This window comes from Streptomyces sp. NPDC005574 (assembly GCF_040605435.1).
In the GTDB taxonomy this organism is placed as follows: Bacteria; Actinomycetota; Actinomycetes; order Streptomycetales; family Streptomycetaceae; genus Streptomyces.
This window is the reverse complement of record NZ_JBEXCW010000082.1, coordinates 13,483-34,922: the sequence shown is the minus strand read 5'-3', so window position 1 is coordinate 34,922 and position 21,440 is coordinate 13,483. Positions and strand designations below refer to the sequence as shown.

Here is a 21,440-nt window from a genome sequence, read left to right as displayed (position 1 = left end):
CCACTACTGGACAGGACCAAACCTGCGGGTCAGAGCACCGTGATTCGCCCTGGCGGCGAATCCCGGCTCCCTGCCCTGCTCCGCAGGAGTCCGATTCCTCCCCGGCCTGAAGGCCGGGGTTTCCTCGGAGGTATCCGATGAGATGGCACAGCTAGGACTTGTTGCGCTGCTGCATCACCACGGCCACGATCCCCATCGGTACAGCGAAGATCAGAACCTGCACCCACATCGGCACGAAGTCCGGCGCCCGTCCAACTGCCGTCACGATTTGCTCCATGCTGGCCATGACCCGCCTTCCACCGGTATGAGCAACGCCGTCCAAGACCGCATGCCCCAGTCCCCGCGCGCAAGGCCTGCAGGCGCCGCGGTGCTGGTTCACCTCTTCGGTGATTCCGGCACGCGGTCTGCGCCGGCTGCGACATGGTCGTGTCGGCGGCGCGGAACGTGGAGGGAAGGGGCGGGGCCGTGGAGGACGGCGAGCGGGAGACATGGACGACGGACGAGTCGCGACGCTCCGCTCCTCAGGGACGTCTGGGGTGTCGGGGTCGGCAGTGGCGAGGAGATGACGGACACTATCCGCGAGCTGTACGACGAAGCCGCAGAGGTGACGGCTGGCGATGTGTTTCTCACTGCGCGCGGCGCCTCTTCGCGGACAACGACGGGTTGCGGACACCGCAGACGGTGACCTCGCTCGCCCCGTTCAACGGCCCGAGCGAAGTCACCCTTCGCGGTTGACCGCTGCCCGACTCTGACCGTCTTGTTGCTGGCATTGGCCCACGACAATGACCAGTTGGTGACTCTTTCACCCGGCCGGCCCGCGTCGACGAAGATTACGTCGGCGCCACGCCGTGTCGGGTTCCAGCCCACACCGGCTCCGAGCACGCCCTCACGAACGCCCCGTGTCCCCTCCCCGACGGCCGCAACCCCGCCACTCGCCCCGCGTCCGCTGGTTTCGGGGCAGGCTCCCGACGGCCTTCGTCACCGCGCACGTGATGTCCCCGAATGCTCAGTGAGTGTTTTCTCTCGGACTTCCGGTGATGATCACCGTCACACCCGCCAGTACCACCGACCGCGACGCCGCCCGAGAACTCTTCTGGCGCCTACGCGTCATGCAGCCCCAGATCACCCAGGTCTGGCCCGACTCCGCCCACGCCGGCCGGCTCATCAACTGGTCCGGTGACTTCCTGCACATGACCCTCAGGACGGTCTCCCGCCCCCGCGGCGCGAAAGGCTGCGTCGTGCTGCCACGCCGCTGGAACGTCGAACGCATCCTCGGCTGGATCATGAAGGCATGCCGCAACGTCCGGGGCTACGAACGGCTGCCTCAGCACTTCGTAGCGCACCTGACCTGGGCACTCATCACCCTCATGGCCCGCCGGATCGCCCGGAAAGACCCCCGAACCGACTGGTCCAAGAAGTCCTGACCGCCAGCGCGGCCCTGTCCCTGCGCTGTCTGAGGGGTCAGGACACGGGGTTCTCCAGCAGCGTGACCCGGTTGCCGTCCGGGTCTTCCAGGGCAGCAAACCGGGTGCGCGTACCGCCAGCATGCACTGGCCCCGCAGCCAAACCGCGTTCCTTGAGCAGTGCAAGAGCCTCGTCCAGATCAGGAACCTCGAGATTGAGGAGCGCCGAACCGGAACGCTCGGCGTCCTCGAAGACCGAGAGCCAGCCCCCTGTTGTGAGATGCCAGTCCGCCAGCGACGGCATCGGCCGGGTGTCTGCCGGGCGTCCCAGCAACCGTTCGTACCAGACCACCGCAGTTTCAACGTTCCCCACGGGCGCAACCATCAATACGCGTGCAATGTCCATGACGCCACCTTTTTTCGAACCACGGTTCCGTGTCTCTTCTCCAGACTGCTTGAGTCAACAGAACTCATCGCACGAGGCTGGGGACGGTCCCGGTCCGGTCCGACCGCGGAGAAGCGCTGTGCGTGGATCAGCGGGCGACCGAGATCGCGAAGGGCGTGAACCCGCTGGACCGTATGACGTGGGGGACGAACAGGATCGCGGCTTCTGTTGCGCGGGCGGTCTGGATTCCGCCGAGGTCGGTGATCCATTCCTCGCGCCAGCCGAGGCTGGTGAGCAGTTCGTGGACGGTCTGCTTGGCCTGGGAGTCCTCGCCCGAGAGGAAAGCGGTCGGCGGCTGGGCGAGGGTGTCCGGCGCGGTCATCACCGGGAAGAGCATGGTGTTGAGTGTCTTGACGACGCGGGTTTCGGGGAGTGCCTCCTGGAGCTGCTCGGCAAGGCTGGAGCCGGGGTAGAGCAGGTCGGCGGGAAGTCCGTCCGGTCCGTCGGCGGTGGCGTTGGAGAGGTCGATGAGGATCTTGCCCCGCAGTTCGGCGCGCAGGGCGGTCAGGCGTTCCAGTGAGCCGGCGCCCGGGGTGGCGTTGATGACGATCCGGGCTGCCCGGGCTGCGTCGGCGGCGGCGCCCGGCGTGCGGTCCGCCACGGTGACCTGATGCCCTGCCCGGGTGAGGGCGGCGGCCAGGTTGCCGCCGACGCGGCCGTTTCCGAGTACTGCGATGTCGTTCATGAAGATGCGTTCCTCTTGGTGGTTTCTCGTAGACGGTCAGCGCGAGAGTGTCGATGCGGCTTCGGCGTGGATGCCAGGTGCGGCGGCCAGGAAGCTGCTGCTCTGCGGGGTCCAGGGACGGCCCTCGGCGTCAGAGATCCGTCCGCCGGCCTCGGTGACGAGCAGCGCGCCGGGGAGAAGATCCGCTCGGGCGCCGGCGAACTGCCAGAAGGCGTCGGTCCGGCCGGCGGCCACGTTCACCAGGTGCAGGGTCGCGGGCACGGCGGCGCGGACGACGAGCGCGTCGAAGAGCATGGCGGTGATCGAGGAGCCGACACGTCGCACGACGGTCTCGTCCTCGTCCGGCCTGGCCTGGCTGGTGGCCACGATGCTCAGACCGAGGTCCGTGGTCTGGGATACGTGCAGCGGCCGGCCGTCGAGGTGGGCGCCCGCGCCGGTGAGCGCGGTGTAGGTTTCCCCGGTCAGCGGCAGGTGGACCACGGTGAGCACCGGCTGGTTGTCGCGCACGAGGGTGGCGGTGACCGCCCATTCCGGCAGGGCGTGCAGGTGGTTGACATTGCCTTCGGCCGGATCCACGACCCACCATTCGCCGGACGGCAGCGCGCCGCCGTCGAGCTCGTCCTCCACCCAGCCGGCCTGCGGGCGCAGATCCGTAAGGGCCGGGCGCAGGATGTCCAGGGCCGTGTCGTCGTTGGCGGCGAGCGCCCGCATCAGTTCGTCGCGGGTCTGGTAGGGGACCACCTCGCCGAAGCGCTCGCGCAGCGCCGAACCCGCCGCACGCACGGCGATCGCGGTCTGCGTCAGCAGGTCGGCGTCGGAGGTTGCAAGGTCCGTGGCCTGAAGGGTTTCGGACATGGTGGTGCTCCCGTCTGAGCAAAGGGATCAGGTCGTGCGGGCGGAATCCGTGTTTTCCTGTGCCCGCTCTCGAAGACTAGGAGACAGGTTAATTAACCTCAAGTGCATGTAAAGCACGGCTAGCATGACTCTCATGCAACTGGATTTGAATTTGCTCGCCGCGCTCGACGCGTTGCTCGAGGAGGGCAGCGTGGCCGGGGCTGCCGCGCGCCTGCACGTCACCGCCCCCGCGATGAGCCGGAGCCTGGGCCGGATCCGGCGCACGACCGGGGACCAGATCCTGGTGCGCACCGGCCGCACCATGACGCCGACGCCGTATGCGATCGCCGTCCGGGAACAGGTGCACGAGCTGCTGAACCAGGTTCAGGGGGTACTGGCACCGAGCCGCGAACTCGATCTGGCAACACTGGAACGCACCTTCACACTTCGCTGGCACGACTCCCTGGTCGCCATAAGCGGCCCCGCGCTGCTCGCGGCGGTACGCGCACAGGCGCCGGGCGTTCGTCTGCGCTTCGTCGCCGAATCGAGCACCGACACACCCGAGTTGCGGCGCGGTGAGGTCGACCTGGAGGCGAACGCCAACCGTCCCAGCGCACCCGACGTCCATGCCGAGAAGGTCGGCGAGACCCGCCTCGTCATCGTCGTGCGGCAGGGGCATCCCCTCACTGGCGTCACGACCGTCACCGCACAGCGGTACGCCGCCGCCGAGCACGTCGCCGTCTCGCGGCGCGGAAACCTCAGCAACGCCCTCGACGACGCCCTCGCCCGCGTCGGCCTCACCCGCCGCGTGGTGGCGGCCGCGCCCACGGAAGCAGCCGCGCTGGCGTTCGCGCGCGACTCCGACCTGGTGATCAGCGTCCCCGAAGCCACCACGCGCTCCGCGGTCACCGACCTCGGCCTGGTCGTGCTCCCCCTACCGCTGGAACTGCCGTCGGCACCGATATACCTGTCGTGGCATCAGCGCTACGACACCGACCACGCCCACGCCTGGCTGCGTCGGTTGGCACACAGCGCTTTGACCACGTGCGGCGCGTCGTAACCGACGCCGACAAAGGCACAGGCGCGATGAAGGCGATCCAGTGCCAAGAAGCGGGCGGGCCGGAAGTTTTGCGGTATGACGAAGTGCCGGTTCCCGCGATCGGCCCGGGGGAGGTGCAGGGTGTACGCGGCGGTCATCAACCCGCCGGACTGGTACCTGCGTGAGGGGTTGAAGGTCATGCCGGCCGACATGAGACCGGCGCTGGAGTTCCCCCTCATCCCCGGAACGGACATGTCGGGCGTGGTCCAGGCGGTCGCTCCGGACGTGCTGGGGTTCGCCGTCGGTGACGAGGTCTTCGGCATGCTGCGATTCACCGGACTCGACGGCCGGACGTACGCCGAGTACGTGGTCGCGCCGGCTTCGGACCTGGCTCACAAGCCGGCCGGCATCGATCACGTCCGGGCGGCCGGGGCGCCGATGGCCGTACTGGCGGCCTGGCAGTACCTGGTTGATCTCGGCCACGACGTGCCATCCCCCTTCACCGGCCAGGTGCACCAGCCGGTGCCGATCACGCCCGGGATGACCGTGCTGGTCAACGGCCCCGCCGGTGGAGTGGGCCACTTTGCGGCGCAGTTGGCGAAATGGAAGGGGGCACACGTCGTCGCGGTGGCGTCGGGCCGGCACGAGCAGTTCCTGCGCAAGCTCGGCGCCGATGAGTTCATCGACTACACCAGGACGTAGGCCGCGGACGTGGTCAGCGGTGTCGACCTGGTGATCGACACCGTCGGTGGCCCGGACAGCTCACGCTTCCTGACCGTGCTCAAGCGCGGCGGCACCATGCTTCCGGTGTTCTTCGCCCAGTACGACCCGCAGGAGACGGCGAGTCTGGGCATCACAGTCTCGAACATTCAGGTGCGTTCCAACGCCCCCAACTCGTCGAGATCGGCTGCCTGTTCGACGAGGGCTAGCTTCAGGTCGGGGTGGACAGCACCTACCCGCTGCCCGAGGCGGCCAGCGCACACACGCGAGCAGCGCAGAGCCACCTCCAAGGCAAGGTCGTGCTGACGGTGGTCTCGTGATCGCCGAACCCCAGCAGGCGGTGGCGAAGGGCGGCATTCGCTGTGGGAGGACGCCACCTTTGAGGTGATTCGGGCAGCTGGTTCTCTACCGAGTCTTGAAAGCTCCCTTGCTCCTTGCCTCGCACCACCCTATGTTCGGCTTCGCTTGAATCTGTTGAGTGTTGGTTCTTTCGGGGCGGTGTGGAGGCGGTAGTGCGCAACCATTCGATCGGATCCGCCAACCTTGGCCGACGGCGGCGTTGGGGGATCGTCCTCGCGACGGTGATGACCATGGCTCTGTCCACGGTCGCGCCGGCAGCCGCCACCGCAAGCAGCCCTCCGGCACCCGCCGTGGTGCCTGTCGCCCAACAGGAGCCGCATGCCGTGTCGTTCGACGGCTACTCCTTCCTCGTCGACGGCAAGCGCACCTATCTGTGGTCGGGCGAATTCCACTATTTCCGGCTGCCGAGCCCCGACCTGTGGCTCGACATCTTCCAGAAGATGAAAGCGGCCGGCTTCAACTCCACCTCGTTGTACTTCGACTGGGGATACCACTCACCGGCGCCCGGCACGTACGACTTCACCGGCGTCCGCGACGTCGACAGGCTCCTCGACATGGCGCAGGAAGCCGGGCTCTACGTGATCGCGCGCCCGGCTCCGTACATCAACGCCGAGGTCGACGGCGGCGGACTGCCCGGGTGGCTGACCACCAAGGCCGGAAACAACCGCAGTGACGACCCCCAGTTCCTGAAGTACGCCGACGAATGGCTGACCCGGATCGACCGCATCATCGCCCGGCACCAACTGACCGACGGCACCGGATCGGTCATCGCCTACCAGGTCGAGAACGAGTACTACAACGGCTCGGCGGCCGGCCGGTCGTACATGCAGCATCTCAAGGAAAAGGCCCGCTCCGACGGCATCACCGTGCCGTTGACCGGCAACAACAACGGCACGTTCAACTCGGGCACGGGCGCCTTGGACGTGGACGGCCCGGACGCCTACCCGCAGGGCTTCGACTGCTCGAACCCATCGAAGTGGAGCGGTGTCCCCGACATCAGCTACGACCACCCGGCCGGAAGGCCGTTGTATTCGCCCGAGTTCCAGGGCGGTGCCTTCGACCCGTGGGGCGGCCCGGGCTACGACAAGTGCGCGCAGCTCATCAACGACCGGTTCGCGAACGTCTTCTACAAGCAGAACATCGCCGTCGGCGCCACCGCCCAGAGCTTCTACATGACCTACGGCGGCACCAACTGGGGCTGGCTGGGCATGCCGCAGAACTACACGTCGTACGACTACGGCGCCGCGATCCGCGAGACCCGGCAGCTGGACCCGAAGTACGACGAGGACAAGCTCATCGGCTACTTCACGCAGGCCGTCGCACCGCTGACCAAAACGGACCCGATCCGGTCCGAGGCCCCGGACGACCCGACCGTCATCGACACCGCTCGGATGAACCCCGACACCAAGACGCAGTTCCACGTCCTGCGCCACGGGGATTCCACGTCCACAGCGACCGACTCGACCCATATCTCGCTGGACTTCAACGCCCGGACGAACTCCGACACCAGCTACACATGGGACGACACGGACACCACACTGCGCTACGACGGCTCCTGGTCCCACGTGGGCTCCGAGCAGCCCTACACGGGCGGCGACTACAAGAAGACCGAGTCGTTCTCCAACCAGGCCGGAGACTCCGTCACCGTGCCGTTCAACGGCACCGCGATCCGCTGGATCGGTCCCAAGACCAACAACCACGGCTACGCCGACGTCTACCTCGACGACGTCAAGGCTGCGACGGTCGACGACTCCGGCAGCGCGAACCAGGCGGTGGTCTTCCAGAAGACCGGCCTGCCACCGGGAGCACACACCCTGAAGATCGTCGCCACCGGGACCCACAGCTCGGGTTCGACGGACAACTTCGTGTCCGTCGACGCCATCGACGTGCCGACGGCGTCGACCGCGACGCCGACCTACCCCGTAGTGCCGCGCCAGCCGGGTACCGCGATCACCCTCGACGGACGCGACTCGCACGTGATCGTGGCGAACTACCGGCTCGGCGACTCGCAGTTGCAATACTCGACCTCCGAAATCATGACCGCCGACACCATCGGCGACCGGGACATCGCAGTGCTCTACGGCAACCGGGGCAGCGACGGCGAGACCGTCCTGCGCTACTCCTCCCAACCCACCGTCACCAGCAGCGGAGGCCCGGTCACCACCACCTGGGACGCGGCCACCGGCGATCTGCGCCTGAACTACACCCACAAGGGCCTGATCCGCGTCAGCATCAGCGGGGGCGGATCGCGCCCCCTGCTGCTTCTTCTCGGCGACAAGGCGACGGCGAAGACGTTCTGGCGCCAGGACACCGCGACCGGGCCGGTGCTGGTGCGCGGCACCCACCTGCTGCGGACAGCCACCAGCCTGGACCGCGGGAGGCGCCTGGCGCTCAGCGGCGACAACGCCGACGACAAGGACATCGAGGTGTTCACCTCGGCCCGCCACGTCACCTGGAACGGCCGGGAGGTGCACACCCGTGAGACCGCCACCGGCAGCCTCACCGGCACGATCCCGGTCGCAGCCCCGATCACCCTGCCGACACTGACGAACTGGAAGCACACCGAGGAATCACCCGAAGCGGCCCCCACATTCGACGACACCAGCTGGCAGGTGGCCGACAAGTCGACCACCAACAGCGCCTCCGGCATCAACACCCTGCCGGTGCTCTACGCCGACGACTACGGCTTCCACACCGGAAACACGTGGTACCGCGGTCGCTTCCGCGCAGCACCCGCAGAGACAGGCATCCACCTGGTCTCGGACTCCGGCGGCAGGGCCCAGGCATTCTCCGCCTGGCTCAACGGCACCTTCCTGGGCAGCTCCACCACCGGCAGCGCCGACTTCGCCTTCCCGGCGGGTTCAGTGAAGTCCGACGGCGACAACATCGTCTCGGTGCTCACGGTGAACATGGGCCATGAGGAGGACTACAACTCAACCAACGGCAACAAAACCGCGCGCGGACTGACCAGCGCATCCCTCATCGGAGCACCACTTGCGCCGGTCACCTGGCGGCTGCAGGGCGTGCGGGACGGTGAAAACCTGCTGGACACGGTGCGCGGCCCACTGTCGACGGGCGGACTGTACGGCGAGCGTGCCGGCTGGTCGCTGCCTGGCTACCCGGACGGCACATGGAAGCACGTGTCGCTGCCCACCAGCGACACCCGTCCCGGTGTCTCCTGGTACCGCACCGAACTGGCCCTGAACCTGCCCCACGGCCAGGACACCTCGCTCGGACTGACGTTCACCGATGACCCGGCGCGCAAGTACCGGGCCACGATCTACGTCAACGGCTGGCAGGTCGGCAACTACGTCAACTACCTCGGCCCGCAGCACTCCTTCCCGGTGCCCAACGGGATCCTGAACCCCGACGGCCACAACACCATCGCCCTCGCGGTGTGGAACCTCGACGGCAGCACCGGCGGCCTGGGCAAGGTCTCGCTGACGAACTACGGCAGCCACACCTCGTCACTGCGGGTGGCGCAGAACCGCAGCCCCGGCTACGACCGCAAGACCTACGCGATACCGGCGAGGCCGGGCGTCGACATCGCCCTGGCGCTGCCCGACACCGCCGAGTCGGCGCGGTCCTTCACCGCCGAGGCCACGGTGCGGGTTCCGGCCGGGCGGCCCCCGGCGTCCCGGCTGGAGGGTTCACTCGCGCTGCCGGACGGCTGGAGCGCCAGTGCCACGAGCCCCGCATCGGTGAAGCGACTGCTTCCCGGAAAGTCCGCCACCTTCACCTGGCGGGTGCGGCCACCGAACGGCACGCTGTCGTCCGCCTCCGCCCTCACCGCCACCGTGCACTACACCCAGCGCGGCCACCGGACCGCGGCCAGCGACGAGCGCATCATCAAAGCGATCCCGCGGCCTCCCGCGGCAGGCAGGAACGCCGTGAGCGAGCTGCCGTTCCTGTCGTCGACCAACGGATGGGGCCCGGTGGAGCGCGACACGAGCGTGGGTGAGCAGGCGGCCGGGGACGGCCGTCCGATCACCATCGCGGGCGTCAGCTACCCGAAGGGCCTGGGCACCAACTCGGTCAGCGACGTCCAGCTCTACCTCGCCGGCGCGTGCACCCGCCTGACCGCCTCCGTCGGCGTCGACGACGAGACCGCCGGGGCAGGGACCGTTACCTTCTCCGTCATAGCCGACGGCAAGACCCTCCTCACCACGCAAACGATCAAGGGCAAGCAGGCTGACGTACCGATCGACGTCGACGTGACCGGCGCCCAGACGGTCGACCTGAAGGTCGGCGACGCCGGCGACGGCAACGGAAGCGACCACGGCGACTGGGGGACGCCGACTGTGACCTGCGACTGACTACACCCCGGGTGAGTACGCCTCGGCCCGGATCAGTCTCTCGCACAACGGCCCGCGTCACCGCTGATCGGTGTGCACGCACAGGCAGCCGCAGGCGCACGGCGTCGTGTGTCCGATCTCCCGGGTGCCGCGGGCGCAAGGCCGGAGGATGTGCGGCACCTCCCGGCGGTGATCGAGGCCGGGGTGGTGGAAGGCGCCTATGCCGAAGTCGCCGAGCTGGACGCGCGGGCGCCTGCCGGCAGCAGCGGAGGGTTCGGTGGGGTCTGGCTCGGTGTCGTCCAGGCGGCGGCGAGCAGGCTCACCCACATCGCCGACCGGACCGTCCGCCAGGCCCGGGTGGCCGCCGCCGCGCCGGAACCCACCGCCAGCCGTTTCCAGCCCGACACCACGGCCTGAGCCTGCTCTGCTCCTGCCCGGCGAGCCCGACGAGGAGCCGGCCGGGCTGCTGGACCGTGCGCACGTTGCCGCGATCCGGCCGTGCGACCGCTACCGCTACACGTTGAGACAGCTTCTCGCCAGGGAGCAACGTCCATGATCTGCACCGGGTAGCACGATTCCCCCGCACGTTCGGTACAACCCTTGCGCCTCTTCGGAGGTCTTCTGTGCGCCGACCGCGCCCATGACACGCAGGGTGCCCGCTTCCGGCGGGTCGGTGGTCGCCCTTTGTTCCGGATGCCCCGCTCTGGAGGAGCCTCGTGCGTAAACGCACTCTGTTGCTGTCCGCGTCTCTGCTCGCCTCGGGGCTCACCCCGCTCGTGGCGGTGCATGCCGAGGCCGCCGCGGGCACGCCCGGCGACATCAACAAGGACGGCTACCGCGATGTCGTCGTCTCCGCCCCGGACGCGAAGGTCGCGGGTCACGCCAAAGCGGGTGCCGTGGTCATCCTGTACGGCACCTCGCACGGCATCGATCCGGCCAGGCGCACCGTCGTGACCCAGAACTCCACCGGCATCCCGGGCGCCGCCGAGGCCGGTGACCGCTTCGGCGCTGCCGTCGTGGTGTACGACCTGAACCGCGACGGGTACAGCGACCTGGTCGTCGGCGCCCCTGGCGAGGACGTCTCGGGTGACGACGGCGGCGGCTCGGTGACGGTCGTCTACGGCACCGCGTCCGGACCCACGAAGGGAAAGCTGGTCCACGACCCCTGGCCCTCCTCGCACGACGCGTACGGACGGACGCTGGCCGTCGCCACCTTCAACGGCCTCAACCCGGTCAACGACGGCCGACTCACGATCGCTGTCGGCGCCAACGACGCCGACGTGACGTTCATGCCGGCCGACCTGTCCGCGCAGTCCAACACCTCGGGCGGCGGCTACGCCTTCAACCCGGCACACGGCATCGTCGCCCTGACCGCGGTCGACCGGCCCGACACCGACGACGACCGCCTCATCGCCCACGGCCGGGGCGTCTCGGACGGTGGCTGGGGCTACGACGGGACCGGCGACGACCCGAACGTCCTGTTCCACGACCCGGGCGGCTTCGAGAGCACCGCCCTCCCCGCCGGTACCGCTTCCGCCGTCGGCGATCTCAACGGCAACGGCGTCCCCGACCTGGTCATCGGCAACCCCGAGGATCCGTCGCAGAGCCCGGGCACCTCGCTCGGCGGCCGGGTCACCGTCTACTTCGACGCCGGGAACACGGGTTCCCCGAGCCGGATCCAGACCATCACGCAGGACACGGCGGGTGTGCCGGGCGCCGGCGAGGCCCATGACCGCTTCGGCGCGTCGGTCGCGATCGGTGACACCGACAAGGACGGCCGGGCCGACCTCGTGATCGGAACCCCGGGCGAGGACAACGGCCGCGGAGCCGTCACCGTCGTACGCGGCACCGCGGCCGAGCTGGATACCGCGCACGCCCGCAACTGGACGCAGAACAGCGCCGGCGTCGCGGGCGCTTCGGAGGCGGGCGACGCGTTCGGTACGGCCATCCGCGTCATCGACACCACCAAGGGCGGCTACGCCGACCTCCTGGTCGCCGCACCCGGCGAGAACGGCGGCGTGGGCGCCCTGTGGTCGCTGCGCGGTTCGGCAGGCTCCGTCACCGCGACCGGCTCCACCAGCGTCGGCGCGGGCGCCGCGGGCCTCGGCTCGGCCGGCATCGGCCGCTTCGGAAACGTGGTGACCGGCCCGTGACCCGCCCCCGCCCCGCCCTGTCCCCAGACTCCGGAGCCACCATGCCGTCCCGCACCCGCGCTCGCGTCCAGTCCGTCTTCACCTCGCGTTTCCTCGCCTCCGCCATCGCCGTCACGGCCTCCGTCACGCTGACCGCCGTCGTGCTGCCGGCCGGACACGCGGCGGCCGCCGCGCCCTACCGCGGCGCCAACACGGCGGCCGTGCAGAACGACTTCAACGGTGACGGCTACCGCGACCTGGCCGTCGGCGCGCCCGGCGCCGCCAACGGCACCGTCGACGAGGCGGGCGCGGTGGTCGTGCTGTACGGCTCCGCGAACGGGGTCCGTAGCACCCACCGCACCGTCATCACCCAAGCCACCACCGGCATTCCCGGCACCGCGAAGGAGTGGGACCGGTTCGGCTCGGCGGTCGCCTCCGCGGACCTGGACCGTGACGGCTACGCCGACCTGCTCATCGGCACCCCGGACAAGTCCGCGGGCACCATGTGGGGCGTCGGATCGCTCACCGTGGTGTGGGGAGGTTCGGGCGGCCTCAAGGGCGGTGCCGCCGTCGCGCCCCCGACCGGCCTGGACGAGGGCTGCGGTTTCGCCGCCGCTCTCGCCGTTGGAGACGTCACCGGCGACGGAGCCCCCGACATCGGCGTCACCGGCGGCTGCGGTGCCACCACCTACACCGGGCCCTTCACCCGTTCCGGGACCCCGGCCCGGCGGGCGTTCGTGAACGAGTTGGGCACCAACCGCGGGGTCGTCATGGGTGACGTGGACGGCGACGGAAAGGCCGAGCGCTTCTGGCTGCCCGGCCCCACCGACGGTGACATCAGCGGACCCGTGTACGCCGAGAGTCACTCCGGCACCTACACCGAACTGCCCCTCGCCGACGGCTTTTCCGGTCAGATCGGCGACATCGACGGCGACGGCTACGGCGACCTCGTCACCGGCGTGCCCTGGGACGTCTCCATGACGCCCGGCAACACGCCCGCCCACCGCGGCGGCGAGATCCAGGTCCTCTACGGCGGCCCCCAGGGCATCACCCCCGACCAGAAGCCCCAGGTCATCCACCAGGACACGCCGGGAGTACCGGGTACCGCTGAGAACGGCGACCAGTTCGGGGGGGCGCTCAGCGTCGGCGACACCAACGGCGACAAGTACGCTGATGTCCTGGTGGGCGCTCCCAGCGAGGCCGTCGGCTCCGTCTCGGGAGCGGGCCAGGCCACACTGTTGCGCGGGTCGGCCGCCGGCCTCACCGGCACCGGCTCCCGCGGCTACTCGCAGAACACCAGCGGTGTGCCCGGAGCCGCCGAAACGGGCGACACGTTCGCGGGTTCGACGTATTTGGTCGACCTCACCAAGGACGGCAGGGCAGAGGTGACGGTCGGTGTTCCGGGCGAGAACTCGGACGGACAGCTGTGGGTGGCCCGGGGAGCCACGACCGGGCCGGTGACCAGCGGGTCGACGGCCGTCAGCGGAACCGCCGCCGGGCTCAAGCGCCGGTACGCGGACATCAACTTCGGCGAGGCACTCCCGGCAGCACGGTCGCCCTTCTTCTGACGGCCCCTGGCTTCCTAAGCGGGAGCGAGGTTCTGCCACAGAGCTCGGGGAGTCGTTGCGGTGGGTACAGCGTCACTCACGTCCACCGTCAACTCCTCGGCGGCAACGCGCCCGTCACCTCCGTTGCGGGATCGCATCGGCTGCGGGCTCCTGCCGCCCGTTGCGCGGGCAGGAGATGGGGTGATGGTGGCGGCCCACCTCAAGGGGCCGCCACTGCGGCGATCAGCTCTCGTGGTGGCAGTTGTACGGGTTGGGGTCACCGAAGTCGTGGCCGGCGAAGCAGGCCCGGAAGTCGTAGCCGTTGGGCTTGAACAGGAACGCCATGTCCTGGGTGTTGTTCCAGATGTAGTTCCCGCTGCCCCAGTACAGGTGGCCGGCGGTGTTGGTGCCCCGCCCGGTGTGCAGCTTGACCGTCTTGCCCGCGCCGAGCTTGTACGACGGCAGGACGTAGCGGTGGCCCGCCGAGTCCTCCACGGACCAGCCCTTGATCTGTACCGCGGCGGAGTTGCCGTTGTGGATGTTGATCCACTCGTTGTTCAGGCTGGTGTTGGAGCGGGTGTCGCTGCCGGGGCTGTCGTACTGCCATCCGCCGAAGTGAACGGTCTTCGGATCGCTCGCGGCGAAGGCCGGGGCGGTGGCGAGCGTGCCGGCGGCCATGGCGGCAGCGGCGATCAACACGATGTACTTCTTCAAAATGGTCCCTCCCTGTGCATGGACACGGCCCGGCCTCGCGCTGCGGCGCGGGGGAGCGGGGGCGGCCGTCATGTTGACACATGGCAGATGTACTCCACACCGGCAGGGGCCTGGAAAGAGTCTTCAGACCAAGTCAGGGCTGGTCACTGGGGATTCGCTCGAGCTTCCGACTTCACCCGCGCCTTCCGTGTCGCCTACGGCCTTTCCCCCGGGAGAACGCCGCCTCCAGGCAGCGTCTGAGCGGGAGTTGACGCTCAGCCAAGCTTTCGGGAATGGTCGATGGCCTCCGGGAGTTGCCTGGTGTCTTCAGCAGTCAGACGCATCCGCATACGTGCCGTTGCTGTACCTGGCATGGGTGACGAGCCGCTGTCGGAACGGACGGCGGCCTCAGCGCGGCCGCACACCGAAGACGGCGCCCAGCAGTTGGTCGGCGCCTCTGGAGCGGTCTCGTTGGGGGCCGTCGACCCGGTTCCGGCCAAGAAAGAGCCGCCCGTTACGGAACAGGGTCTCCGCATGGGCCAGGGTGTCCTTGACGTCGGGGTCGGTGAACGAGGCGCGCAGCAGCACGGTCTTTTTCCCGCCGGCCGGCTCTATGCCCAGGACTTCGACAGTCTCCCGCGCCGTGGACGTGGCGAAACAGTGGCAGCGGAGGGACGTCCACTCCGCCTGGAGTGCGATGAGCCGCTCACCGCTCATCCGCAGGGGAACGATCTGGTGGTCGTACTGCGCAAGGTACTCGGCCCTGGTTCTGCCGTTCTCGAGGTCGAAGGCGAGGATCGAGTTGGGCTGATGTTGCGACCGGCGTGTGGTCGGCAGATACAGGGTGTCGTCGCTGACGACGAACGAGCAGTCCTGCGGGTTGTGGTTGAAGCACGGGGCGAAACTGGCTTCCCCCAGTTCGAACGACGCCTGCCTCTTCCCGTCGTCGTCGAGCGAGATCACGTGCGTCAGCTCGTCGTCACCGTCGTCGTACTCGTTCACCGGGCTCGTGGCCACGACGACGGGATTGTTCGAGAGCACCTTGTAGGTGTCCGCGTCGGGCAGCCGGTAGGTCCACACCGGGTTTCCGGTCAGCGGATCGAGCTTCTGCAGGCGCTCGCCGCGCCGGCCACAGGCCAGGACGCCGCTGTCCAGGATCCTGACAACCAGCGCCTGGCCGCCATAGGCCACCGCACCTCCACAGCTCAGCCGTTCGCTCCGCCAGAGGGGCTTGGTTCCCTCCAGCGGGTAGGCGACCAGCCCGTGCTGAGCGCCGACCGCCACCACCCCGCCGTTGATCGCCACCGAAGGCGGCTGGTTCTCCTGGGCACGTATCGTCGGCAGGGTGGCCTGCCATAGTTTCCTGCCGTTGTCGATGTCGACGACGGCCAGCTGATCGCAGACCGGGTTCTTCGAGGCCCGCGCGCGGAGGACGACGGCGACGCGCCCGTGGTCGGAGACTTGCGGTCCGGCGCTGCAGACGGGGCCGCCGAGCGGTACGGACCACAGCCGTCGCCCCTGCCGCTCGCCGAGGGAGTAGGCGTCGATCCGGGAGAGTCCGGTGTGCACGTAGGCGTTCCGCGTCACCCACTGGCCGTCGAGCCACGAGCCGTCCCCGCGGCTGAATCGGGGGGCCGCGACGGTGAAGAGGGCCCGGCCGTGGATCTCTCGCGGTGCCGTCTCCTCGACCGGGTCCTGCCGGACCCCTGCCGGCCTGCCGCCGGCGGCCGGGGGCCGGCTGTCGGTGCCGGCGCCCCGGTCGGTGCCCCACAGCGTCCAGGTGCCGCCCAGCCCTGCGAGCAGCACCAGGCACAGCCCCAGGAGGAGGACCGTACGTCGGCGCGCGGAGGGTGGTGTCCGGGGTCGGGCCGACGGTCGGGGGTGGGGTGACGGTGGGCCGGATGCCATGTACAAGAACCTTTCCGTGGCGGCACACCGTTCCGGTGTGCGGGACGAACTGTGCGTTCGGATCTCGCGTGCACGCGGGATGACGTTCCCAAGACCTGCCGGAACGCCTCATGGTTGTGCTCAAGACGACCTCGGCGACCGCCACGCCTGGTCGCGCTGCGCCGCGCCACACCACGCCTGGTCGCGCCGCGCCCGGGCGCGCCACGCCGTGTCGCGCTGGGTTGAGTAGGAGCCGTGCGGGCACGTGCATCCCAGCACGTGGACGCCGTCCGGGCGACGGTGGGCGGGAAGGGTGTGGAGATGACCGAGCAGTCTGCAGGTACGCCGGGGGAGACCCGCCAGCAGGGAGGCCGCGACGACGTGCGGACGCCACCGCTGAGGCCGGGCGCCTACGACCCGGCCGACTACGCGGAGACGCTGGTGCGCGGCGCGAAGGAGGCGGGCACGTCACCGCTGCTGGTGCTGACCGTGCTGCACGTCGAGGCGTACAAGCCGCACCATCCCCTGCTGGAGCGGCTGTGGCAGTGGTACAAGCCCGGGGCCTCGTTCGGGGTCGCGAACATGCACCGTGCGACCTTCGAGAGGGTCCGGCGGTCGCATTCCCTGCCGGGACGGTGGCAGGATCTGCGCGACGATCCGGCCTTCGCCATCAGGGTGGCGGCGCTGCACCTGGCGGACCTCGACCGGATCCTTCCCCGGAGGCACGCGCGCCGCCTCACCCGCGAGGAACTCCTCGCTCTGGGCTACAACGCGGGGGAGCGCAACATGCGGGCCTTCGCCCGGGGCGTTCCGCCGGGCCCTATGGCACGGTCGTACCTGCGCCGGTTCCGTGCCCACCGCGGCCGGGCCGCCGAGGTCCTGGCGGACTGCGGTACGCCGCGCGACGCCGTGACCGGGTAGGGGCCGCCCGGTGGACGGAGTTCGCCGCGTCCCGTGCCTGGGCGAGTGATGTACGGGGAGGAGGTGGCCGGCGTCGTTCAGGTACGAGCCGTCGTCGTCCCGGGCGCGGAGAACGGACACAGGCCCATCGAAACGGCCATGAATCCCATCCTTCCCACATCGTCCACATTGACGTGGACGCTCGCCAGGAACGGCTGGTCAGGACGGAGCCATCATGTCACCCACACCCACAAGCGGTAGAGGTCGCCGATCTGTTTCGGTCGACTGGAAGCGGTAGAGGCCGCCGTCTCCCCGACGGAACCGAACCGTCGGCACCAGGCGTCTGACGCCTCGGCAAACCGATCGACCATGGACCACTGACCAAGGACGTGGCAGAGGTGTCTCTTGAGATCGCATCAACAACGGGCGGACGACGCACATCTGCCGCGTCGGCCGTCGTGCTGCTCCTGCTCGCCGCCGCCTTGACCGGCTGCCACAGCTCCAATGCCACGAAGAAGTCCGCCACCTCCGGCGCCCTCCGCGCCGCCGCCTCCGGCTGCCCGAAGACCCGGGGCGATTTCGTCACCGCGCCGGGCCGGGTCGCCTCGCCGGCCCGCCTCGGGCGGCTCTCCCGCCTCGACAAGGCAGTCGCGCCCGGCCGGCGGCCGGCCCGCTTCGACATCACCGTCACCAATCCCACTGGACGGACCACCCGTCGGGCCTCGCTCGCCTTCACCATCAGCGGCCCCCAGAGGATCCCCACATTCAGCGGCGGTCTCCAGATCCACTACCGCGACCGATGGTGCGAGATCGCCACCCAAATGCAGAACGAATCCGAGGACTCGCCGTCCCTCTCCGCCGCGATCCCGCTCACGCTGGACCCGCGCAGCAGCACTGTCCTCCACTTCCGGCTCTCCGGTTCACGGCCGACGCCCGGGAGCCACTTCGAGGATGTCGTCGGCTATACCGTCGAGGTCAACCTGCTGGCCACCCGGGATGTCCGAGGTCACCAGCTCCACTTCGACCTCGCCCCGGACTCGACAACCAGGCCGATGTTGAGCTCGGCATCCCCCTCGTGAGACGGGACAGCGGAGCAAGACTTTCCTGTCTCGGCCAATCTGTGAACGGACCGTCCCACGCGGTCCCAGGAACGGGACAGCCCTTAAGATGATCAATTCCAAGGGATGCCTGCGGAGGGTGTGGGGTGGGGCGGCGGCCGAAGCCACCGCGAGACGGTCGGGCGTCGGGCTACCGGCGCTGGCTGTCGAGGTAGGCGTCAGGGTCGACTGCGGGGTGCGTGAACCGTAGGGGCTTGCCCAGCGACCGGGAGTTCCGCCGAAGTGATCGACTGACTGCTACTGTGCCGCCTACGCTGCGTGCTTGGGAGTATGGGCGGGGGCACATGGGCAGCATGCAAAACAAGGACCCGGCGATCAGTCTGTGCAAGATGCAGAGGCAGGCACCGGATCTGGTGAGCCTCTACAAGGCGGCTGGATCCAGCGTGCGCGCGCACGGTCTCGAGGGAATGCGTGCTGCTGTGTATCTCGTGCTGGACCGTTCCGGTTCGATGCGGCCCTACTACAAAGACGGCACCATGCAGCACCTTGGCGAGCAGGTCCTTTCCCTGTCCGCGCACCTCGATGACGACGGCACGGTACCGGTGGTGTTCTTCTCCACCGACGTCGACGGATCCACCGACCTCAGGCTCGGAGGTCATCGTGGCCGCATCAACAAGCTGCACGAGAACCTCGGTCACATGGGGCGGACGAACTACCACTGGGCCATGGACGATGTCATCGACCACTACCTCGCTTCCGGCAGTGACACCCCCGCCCTGGTGATCTTCCAGACCGATGGCGGCCCCACGAGCAAGTTCGCCGCAGAGCGATACCTGTGCAAGGCAGCCCGGCTTCCGCTGTTCTGGCAGTTCATCGGGTTCGGCGATCCCGATGACAACGAGTTCGCCTTTCTGCGCCGTCTCGACGACCTGGCCGTCCCCAGGCATCGCGTCGTCGACAACGCAGGCTTCTTCCACGCCGGCCGTGATCCGCGCACCGTGGGCGACGAGGTCCTCTACGACCGGCTTCTGCAGGAGTTCCCCAGCTGGCTTTCGTCGGCTCGCACCGCTCAAATCCTGCAGTGAGCACCGAAAGCTTCGACGTGACCGTACGCCTGACCACCGACGGTCCCCAGCGAACAAGCCGTCACAGCGGACCTGGACCCTTCCCGACGCCGTCCGCAAAATCGTCATCGGGGGAGGTGAAGGGCCGCTCGTTCGTTGATGCCGGTGTCAGGTGTTCCTCTCGGCCCCGCATTTCAACGTAGGAGCCCCAGTCATTAACAGCAAGTGCATGCTTTTGACTTGTACAATTACTGCCATGCAACTGGATCTGAACCTGCTCACCGCCCTGGACGCGCTGCTGGAAGAGGGCAGCGTCGCCGGGGCCGCGGCCCGCTTCCATGTCACCGCACCGGCGATGAGCCGCTCCCTGGGTCGCATCCGCAAGGCCACCGGCGATCAGATCCTGGTCCGCACCGGCCGCCACATGGCCCCCACCCCCCGCGCGCTGGCCATGCGCACCGAGGTCCACGCCCTGGTGCAGCAGGCTCACCACCTGCTGTCCGCCCGCCCGGAACTCGACCTGACGACCCTGGAGCGGGTGTTCACCGTCCGCTGGCACGACGCCCTCACCACCGCCTGCGGGACCGCCCTCGTCGCCGCGGTGCACCGCCAGGCCCCGGGGGTGAAGATGCGTCTCACGGTCGAGCCCGGCCACGACACTCCTGAGCTGCGTCGCGGGGAGGTCGATGTGGCCTCCAGTGCCGGCCCGCCGTCCCTGCCCGACATCCGTCACCGCCTCATCGGCCAGGACAGAATCATCCTCGCTGTCCGGGCGGGTCATCCGCTCATCGAAGGGCCGGTGACCGTCGAGAGGTACGCGGCGGCCGATCACGTGACCGTCTCCCGGCGTGGAAGCCTGCGTGACCGGGTCGACGACGCTCTGGCCGCCCTCGGCCACGAGCGCCGTGTCATCGTCTCCGCCCCCGCGACGGACACCGCGCTGCAGCTCGCCCGTGACGCCGACGTCGTGGTCACCCTCCCCGAGGCGGTCACCCGCTCCGCCCGCGACCAGCTGGGCCTGACGATGCTGCCGTTGCCATTCGACTTGCCGCCCGTACCTCTCTATCTGCTCTGGCACCAGCGTTACGACGACGACCTCGCCCACACCTGGCTGCGCAACACAGCGACACAGACCCTCCAGGCCCTGTTCGTCACCCCGCCCACCCCTGACCAGTAGCTGCTGTACGGGCAGGTCCTGCGGGGTCCGCGCTGTAGTCCCGGGTTGGCGGAGGAAGCGATGGCGCGGGGCCGGGGGCGGCGGGCGGCCCAGGTGGTGCGGGTGGTCCGGACGGTGGGGCCACCGCGCCGCAGGGTGCGGTGGGGCCTTGGTCGCCGATCGACTCCCGCTTGAGTGGGGCGAAGAACGACTCTGCGGGCGTTGGCCCAGCACCGGCCGGTCCGGCCGAGAGTTGGATGTCGAACACGCTGGCCAGATCGGCGAATTAACGACTGGTGTACTGGGCGAGTTCAACCGGTCGTTGCGAGCGAGATCCTACTTTTCGGCATGCTACCGGTAGTTCGTTAAATCCGGAGGTAGAGGTCAATGTCGAATCGTCGATCACGATGACCCCGCCGTCGTGCGGAGCCGTCGCCGCATCCTCACGCAGCAGCTCAAACCGCCGGTCGTTGACCAGTTCGGCTTCCCAGGGCGACTCGGACAGGAAGAACTGCAGCCGCTGCACCCCCGGCATCCCCGCACCGGCTCCGCCCCGGCCAGGCAGGTGACGCCTTGTTTCGCTCCCGCGGCGCCAGCAGCCCGGTGAGATACTCCCGAAAACCCCGCCGCTGGGCCAGGCTGAAGAAGAGGTCGTCGAACTCGGCCGCGTACTCCTCCAAGGGACCCGGCGCGGGCGGACACGGACGGCGAGCAGTCATCTTCAGCCCTCAACAGAGCAGTTGACTCCTACCACCGGCCTACGACCAACCCGACCAGTCGTCAACCCACACCGCCACCGGATTTAACGAACTACCGCTACTGAACTTGAACTCCTGATGTCGGTCGGGATCAAGAGGGAGGCTGCAGCCAGTGACGTGAGGCAGACAGAGTCACCTTGATGTCGTCGCTCCATGAGCAGACCTCCAGCCACGACAGGTAGCCGCCCTGCGTGAAGACCAGGACCTCACCGGGGCACTCGCCACTCTCGGTGACCAGCTGCGCTTCGGCCGCTACGACGATGCCGGGGCCGGCGGGGGCGGGCTCCACCTCGCTGGTGTCGAGTTCGAAAGAGGCAGTACCGCATTCGCAAGTGCAGCGCGCTCGCACACTGAGGTACGGAACCTGCCTTCGGAGCGCGACATGAACCGGATCCTCCGCGTTCAGGACCAGCGCAAGCACGTCGGCTACGTCGGCAGGCAGGCTCTCGGTCATCCCGTCACGG

18 protein-coding genes and 1 pseudogene are annotated in these 21,440 nt (G+C 68.9%); 11 read left to right on the top strand and 8 right to left on the bottom strand.

The window, feature by feature from the left end; translation table 11 throughout:
• Window positions 1–151: 151 nt before the first annotated feature.
• Entirely contained in the window at window positions 152–286 is a 135-nt protein-coding gene (locus ABZT03_RS33945) for a hypothetical protein (RefSeq protein WP_356046606.1), read from the bottom strand.
• Window positions 287–1,037: 751 nt separating this feature from the next.
• On the opposite strand from ABZT03_RS33945, the gene ABZT03_RS33940 reads away from it, so the two are divergent.
• Window positions 1,038–1,424 (top strand): hypothetical protein, encoded by a 387-nt coding sequence (locus ABZT03_RS33940; RefSeq protein ID WP_356046604.1) that lies wholly within the window; start codon window positions 1,038–1,040, stop codon window positions 1,422–1,424.
• Between the two features lie 37 nt (window positions 1,425–1,461).
• On the opposite strand, the gene ABZT03_RS33935 is transcribed toward ABZT03_RS33940, so the two are convergent.
• The 3 genes from ABZT03_RS33935 to ABZT03_RS33925 form a co-directional block, all read right to left on the bottom strand.
• A complete protein-coding gene (locus ABZT03_RS33935; protein WP_356046602.1) occupies window positions 1,462–1,809 on the bottom strand; it encodes a VOC family protein in 348 nt (115 codons plus the stop codon).
• Between the two features lie 127 nt (window positions 1,810–1,936).
• The gene (locus ABZT03_RS33930; RefSeq protein ID WP_356046600.1) at window positions 1,937–2,533 is read right to left on the bottom strand and encodes an NAD(P)-binding domain-containing protein; all 597 of its coding nucleotides are present in this window, start codon (window positions 2,531–2,533) and stop codon (window positions 1,937–1,939) included.
• A gap of 36 nt (window positions 2,534–2,569) precedes the next feature.
• Window positions 2,570–3,388, bottom strand: coding sequence for a 3'(2'),5'-bisphosphate nucleotidase CysQ (locus ABZT03_RS33925; protein WP_356046598.1), 819 nt, complete (start codon window positions 3,386–3,388; stop codon window positions 2,570–2,572).
• Between the two features lie 133 nt (window positions 3,389–3,521).
• Here ABZT03_RS33925 and ABZT03_RS33920 point away from each other — a divergent pair, with 133 nt between their 5' ends.
• The 6 genes and pseudogenes from ABZT03_RS33920 (at window position 3,522) to ABZT03_RS33895 (ending at window position 13,481) form a co-directional block, all read left to right on the top strand.
• Entirely contained in the window at window positions 3,522–4,427 is a 906-nt protein-coding gene (locus ABZT03_RS33920) for a LysR family transcriptional regulator (protein WP_356046596.1), read from the top strand.
• Window positions 4,428–4,453: 26 nt separating this feature from the next.
• Window positions 4,454–5,446, top strand: a pseudogene (locus tag ABZT03_RS33915) (NADP-dependent oxidoreductase).
• Window positions 5,447–5,716: 270 nt separating this feature from the next.
• Window positions 5,717–9,802, top strand: a complete 4,086-nt coding sequence (locus tag ABZT03_RS33910) for a beta-galactosidase (RefSeq protein ID WP_356046594.1) — start codon at window positions 5,717–5,719, stop codon at window positions 9,800–9,802.
• A gap of 150 nt (window positions 9,803–9,952) precedes the next feature.
• Complete coding sequence (locus ABZT03_RS33905; RefSeq protein ID WP_356046592.1) at window positions 9,953–10,198, top strand: hypothetical protein; 246 nt, start codon at window positions 9,953–9,955, stop codon at window positions 10,196–10,198.
• Between the two features lie 299 nt (window positions 10,199–10,497).
• Entirely contained in the window at window positions 10,498–11,934 is a 1,437-nt protein-coding gene (locus ABZT03_RS33900; RefSeq protein WP_356046591.1) for a hypothetical protein, read from the top strand.
• Between the two features lie 41 nt (window positions 11,935–11,975).
• On the top strand, window positions 11,976–13,481 hold the full coding sequence (locus ABZT03_RS33895; RefSeq protein ID WP_356046589.1) for an FG-GAP-like repeat-containing protein: 1,506 nt from the start codon (window positions 11,976–11,978) through the stop codon (window positions 13,479–13,481).
• 222 nt (window positions 13,482–13,703) lie between these two features.
• On the opposite strand, the gene ABZT03_RS33890 is transcribed toward ABZT03_RS33895, so the two are convergent.
• Window positions 13,704–14,174 carry a lamin tail domain-containing protein gene (locus tag ABZT03_RS33890; RefSeq protein WP_356046587.1) on the bottom strand — a complete coding sequence of 157 codons (471 nt, stop codon included), beginning with the start codon at window positions 14,172–14,174 and terminating at the stop codon, window positions 13,704–13,706.
• A 387-nt stretch (window positions 14,175–14,561) separates the two neighbouring features.
• Window positions 14,562–15,959, bottom strand: coding sequence for a PQQ-binding-like beta-propeller repeat protein (locus ABZT03_RS33885; protein WP_356046586.1), 1,398 nt, complete (start codon window positions 15,957–15,959; stop codon window positions 14,562–14,564).
• A gap of 402 nt (window positions 15,960–16,361) precedes the next feature.
• Between ABZT03_RS33885 and ABZT03_RS33880 the strand changes: the two genes are divergently transcribed.
• The 4 genes from ABZT03_RS33880 (at window position 16,362) to ABZT03_RS33865 (ending at window position 20,239) form a co-directional block, all read left to right on the top strand.
• Complete coding sequence (locus ABZT03_RS33880) at window positions 16,362–16,961, top strand: lytic transglycosylase domain-containing protein (RefSeq protein ID WP_356046584.1); 600 nt, start codon at window positions 16,362–16,364, stop codon at window positions 16,959–16,961.
• A 377-nt stretch (window positions 16,962–17,338) separates the two neighbouring features.
• Window positions 17,339–18,019, top strand: a complete 681-nt coding sequence (locus ABZT03_RS33875) for a hypothetical protein (RefSeq protein ID WP_356046582.1) — start codon at window positions 17,339–17,341, stop codon at window positions 18,017–18,019.
• 323 nt (window positions 18,020–18,342) lie between these two features.
• Window positions 18,343–19,083 (top strand): VWA domain-containing protein, encoded by a 741-nt coding sequence (locus ABZT03_RS33870; RefSeq protein ID WP_356046580.1) that lies wholly within the window; start codon window positions 18,343–18,345, stop codon window positions 19,081–19,083.
• Between the two features lie 235 nt (window positions 19,084–19,318).
• Window positions 19,319–20,239 (top strand): LysR family transcriptional regulator, encoded by a 921-nt coding sequence (locus ABZT03_RS33865; RefSeq protein WP_356046578.1) that lies wholly within the window; start codon window positions 19,319–19,321, stop codon window positions 20,237–20,239.
• 265 nt (window positions 20,240–20,504) lie between these two features.
• Here ABZT03_RS33865 and ABZT03_RS33860 read toward each other — a convergent pair whose 3' ends face one another.
• Together ABZT03_RS33860 and ABZT03_RS33855 are read right to left on the bottom strand one after the other, a co-directional pair.
• Complete coding sequence (locus tag ABZT03_RS33860) at window positions 20,505–20,744, bottom strand: hypothetical protein (RefSeq protein WP_356046576.1); 240 nt, start codon at window positions 20,742–20,744, stop codon at window positions 20,505–20,507.
• A 323-nt stretch (window positions 20,745–21,067) separates the two neighbouring features.
• A complete protein-coding gene (locus ABZT03_RS33855; RefSeq protein WP_356046573.1) occupies window positions 21,068–21,430 on the bottom strand; it encodes a hypothetical protein in 363 nt (120 codons plus the stop codon).
• Between the last annotated feature and the right edge of the window lie 10 nt (window positions 21,431–21,440).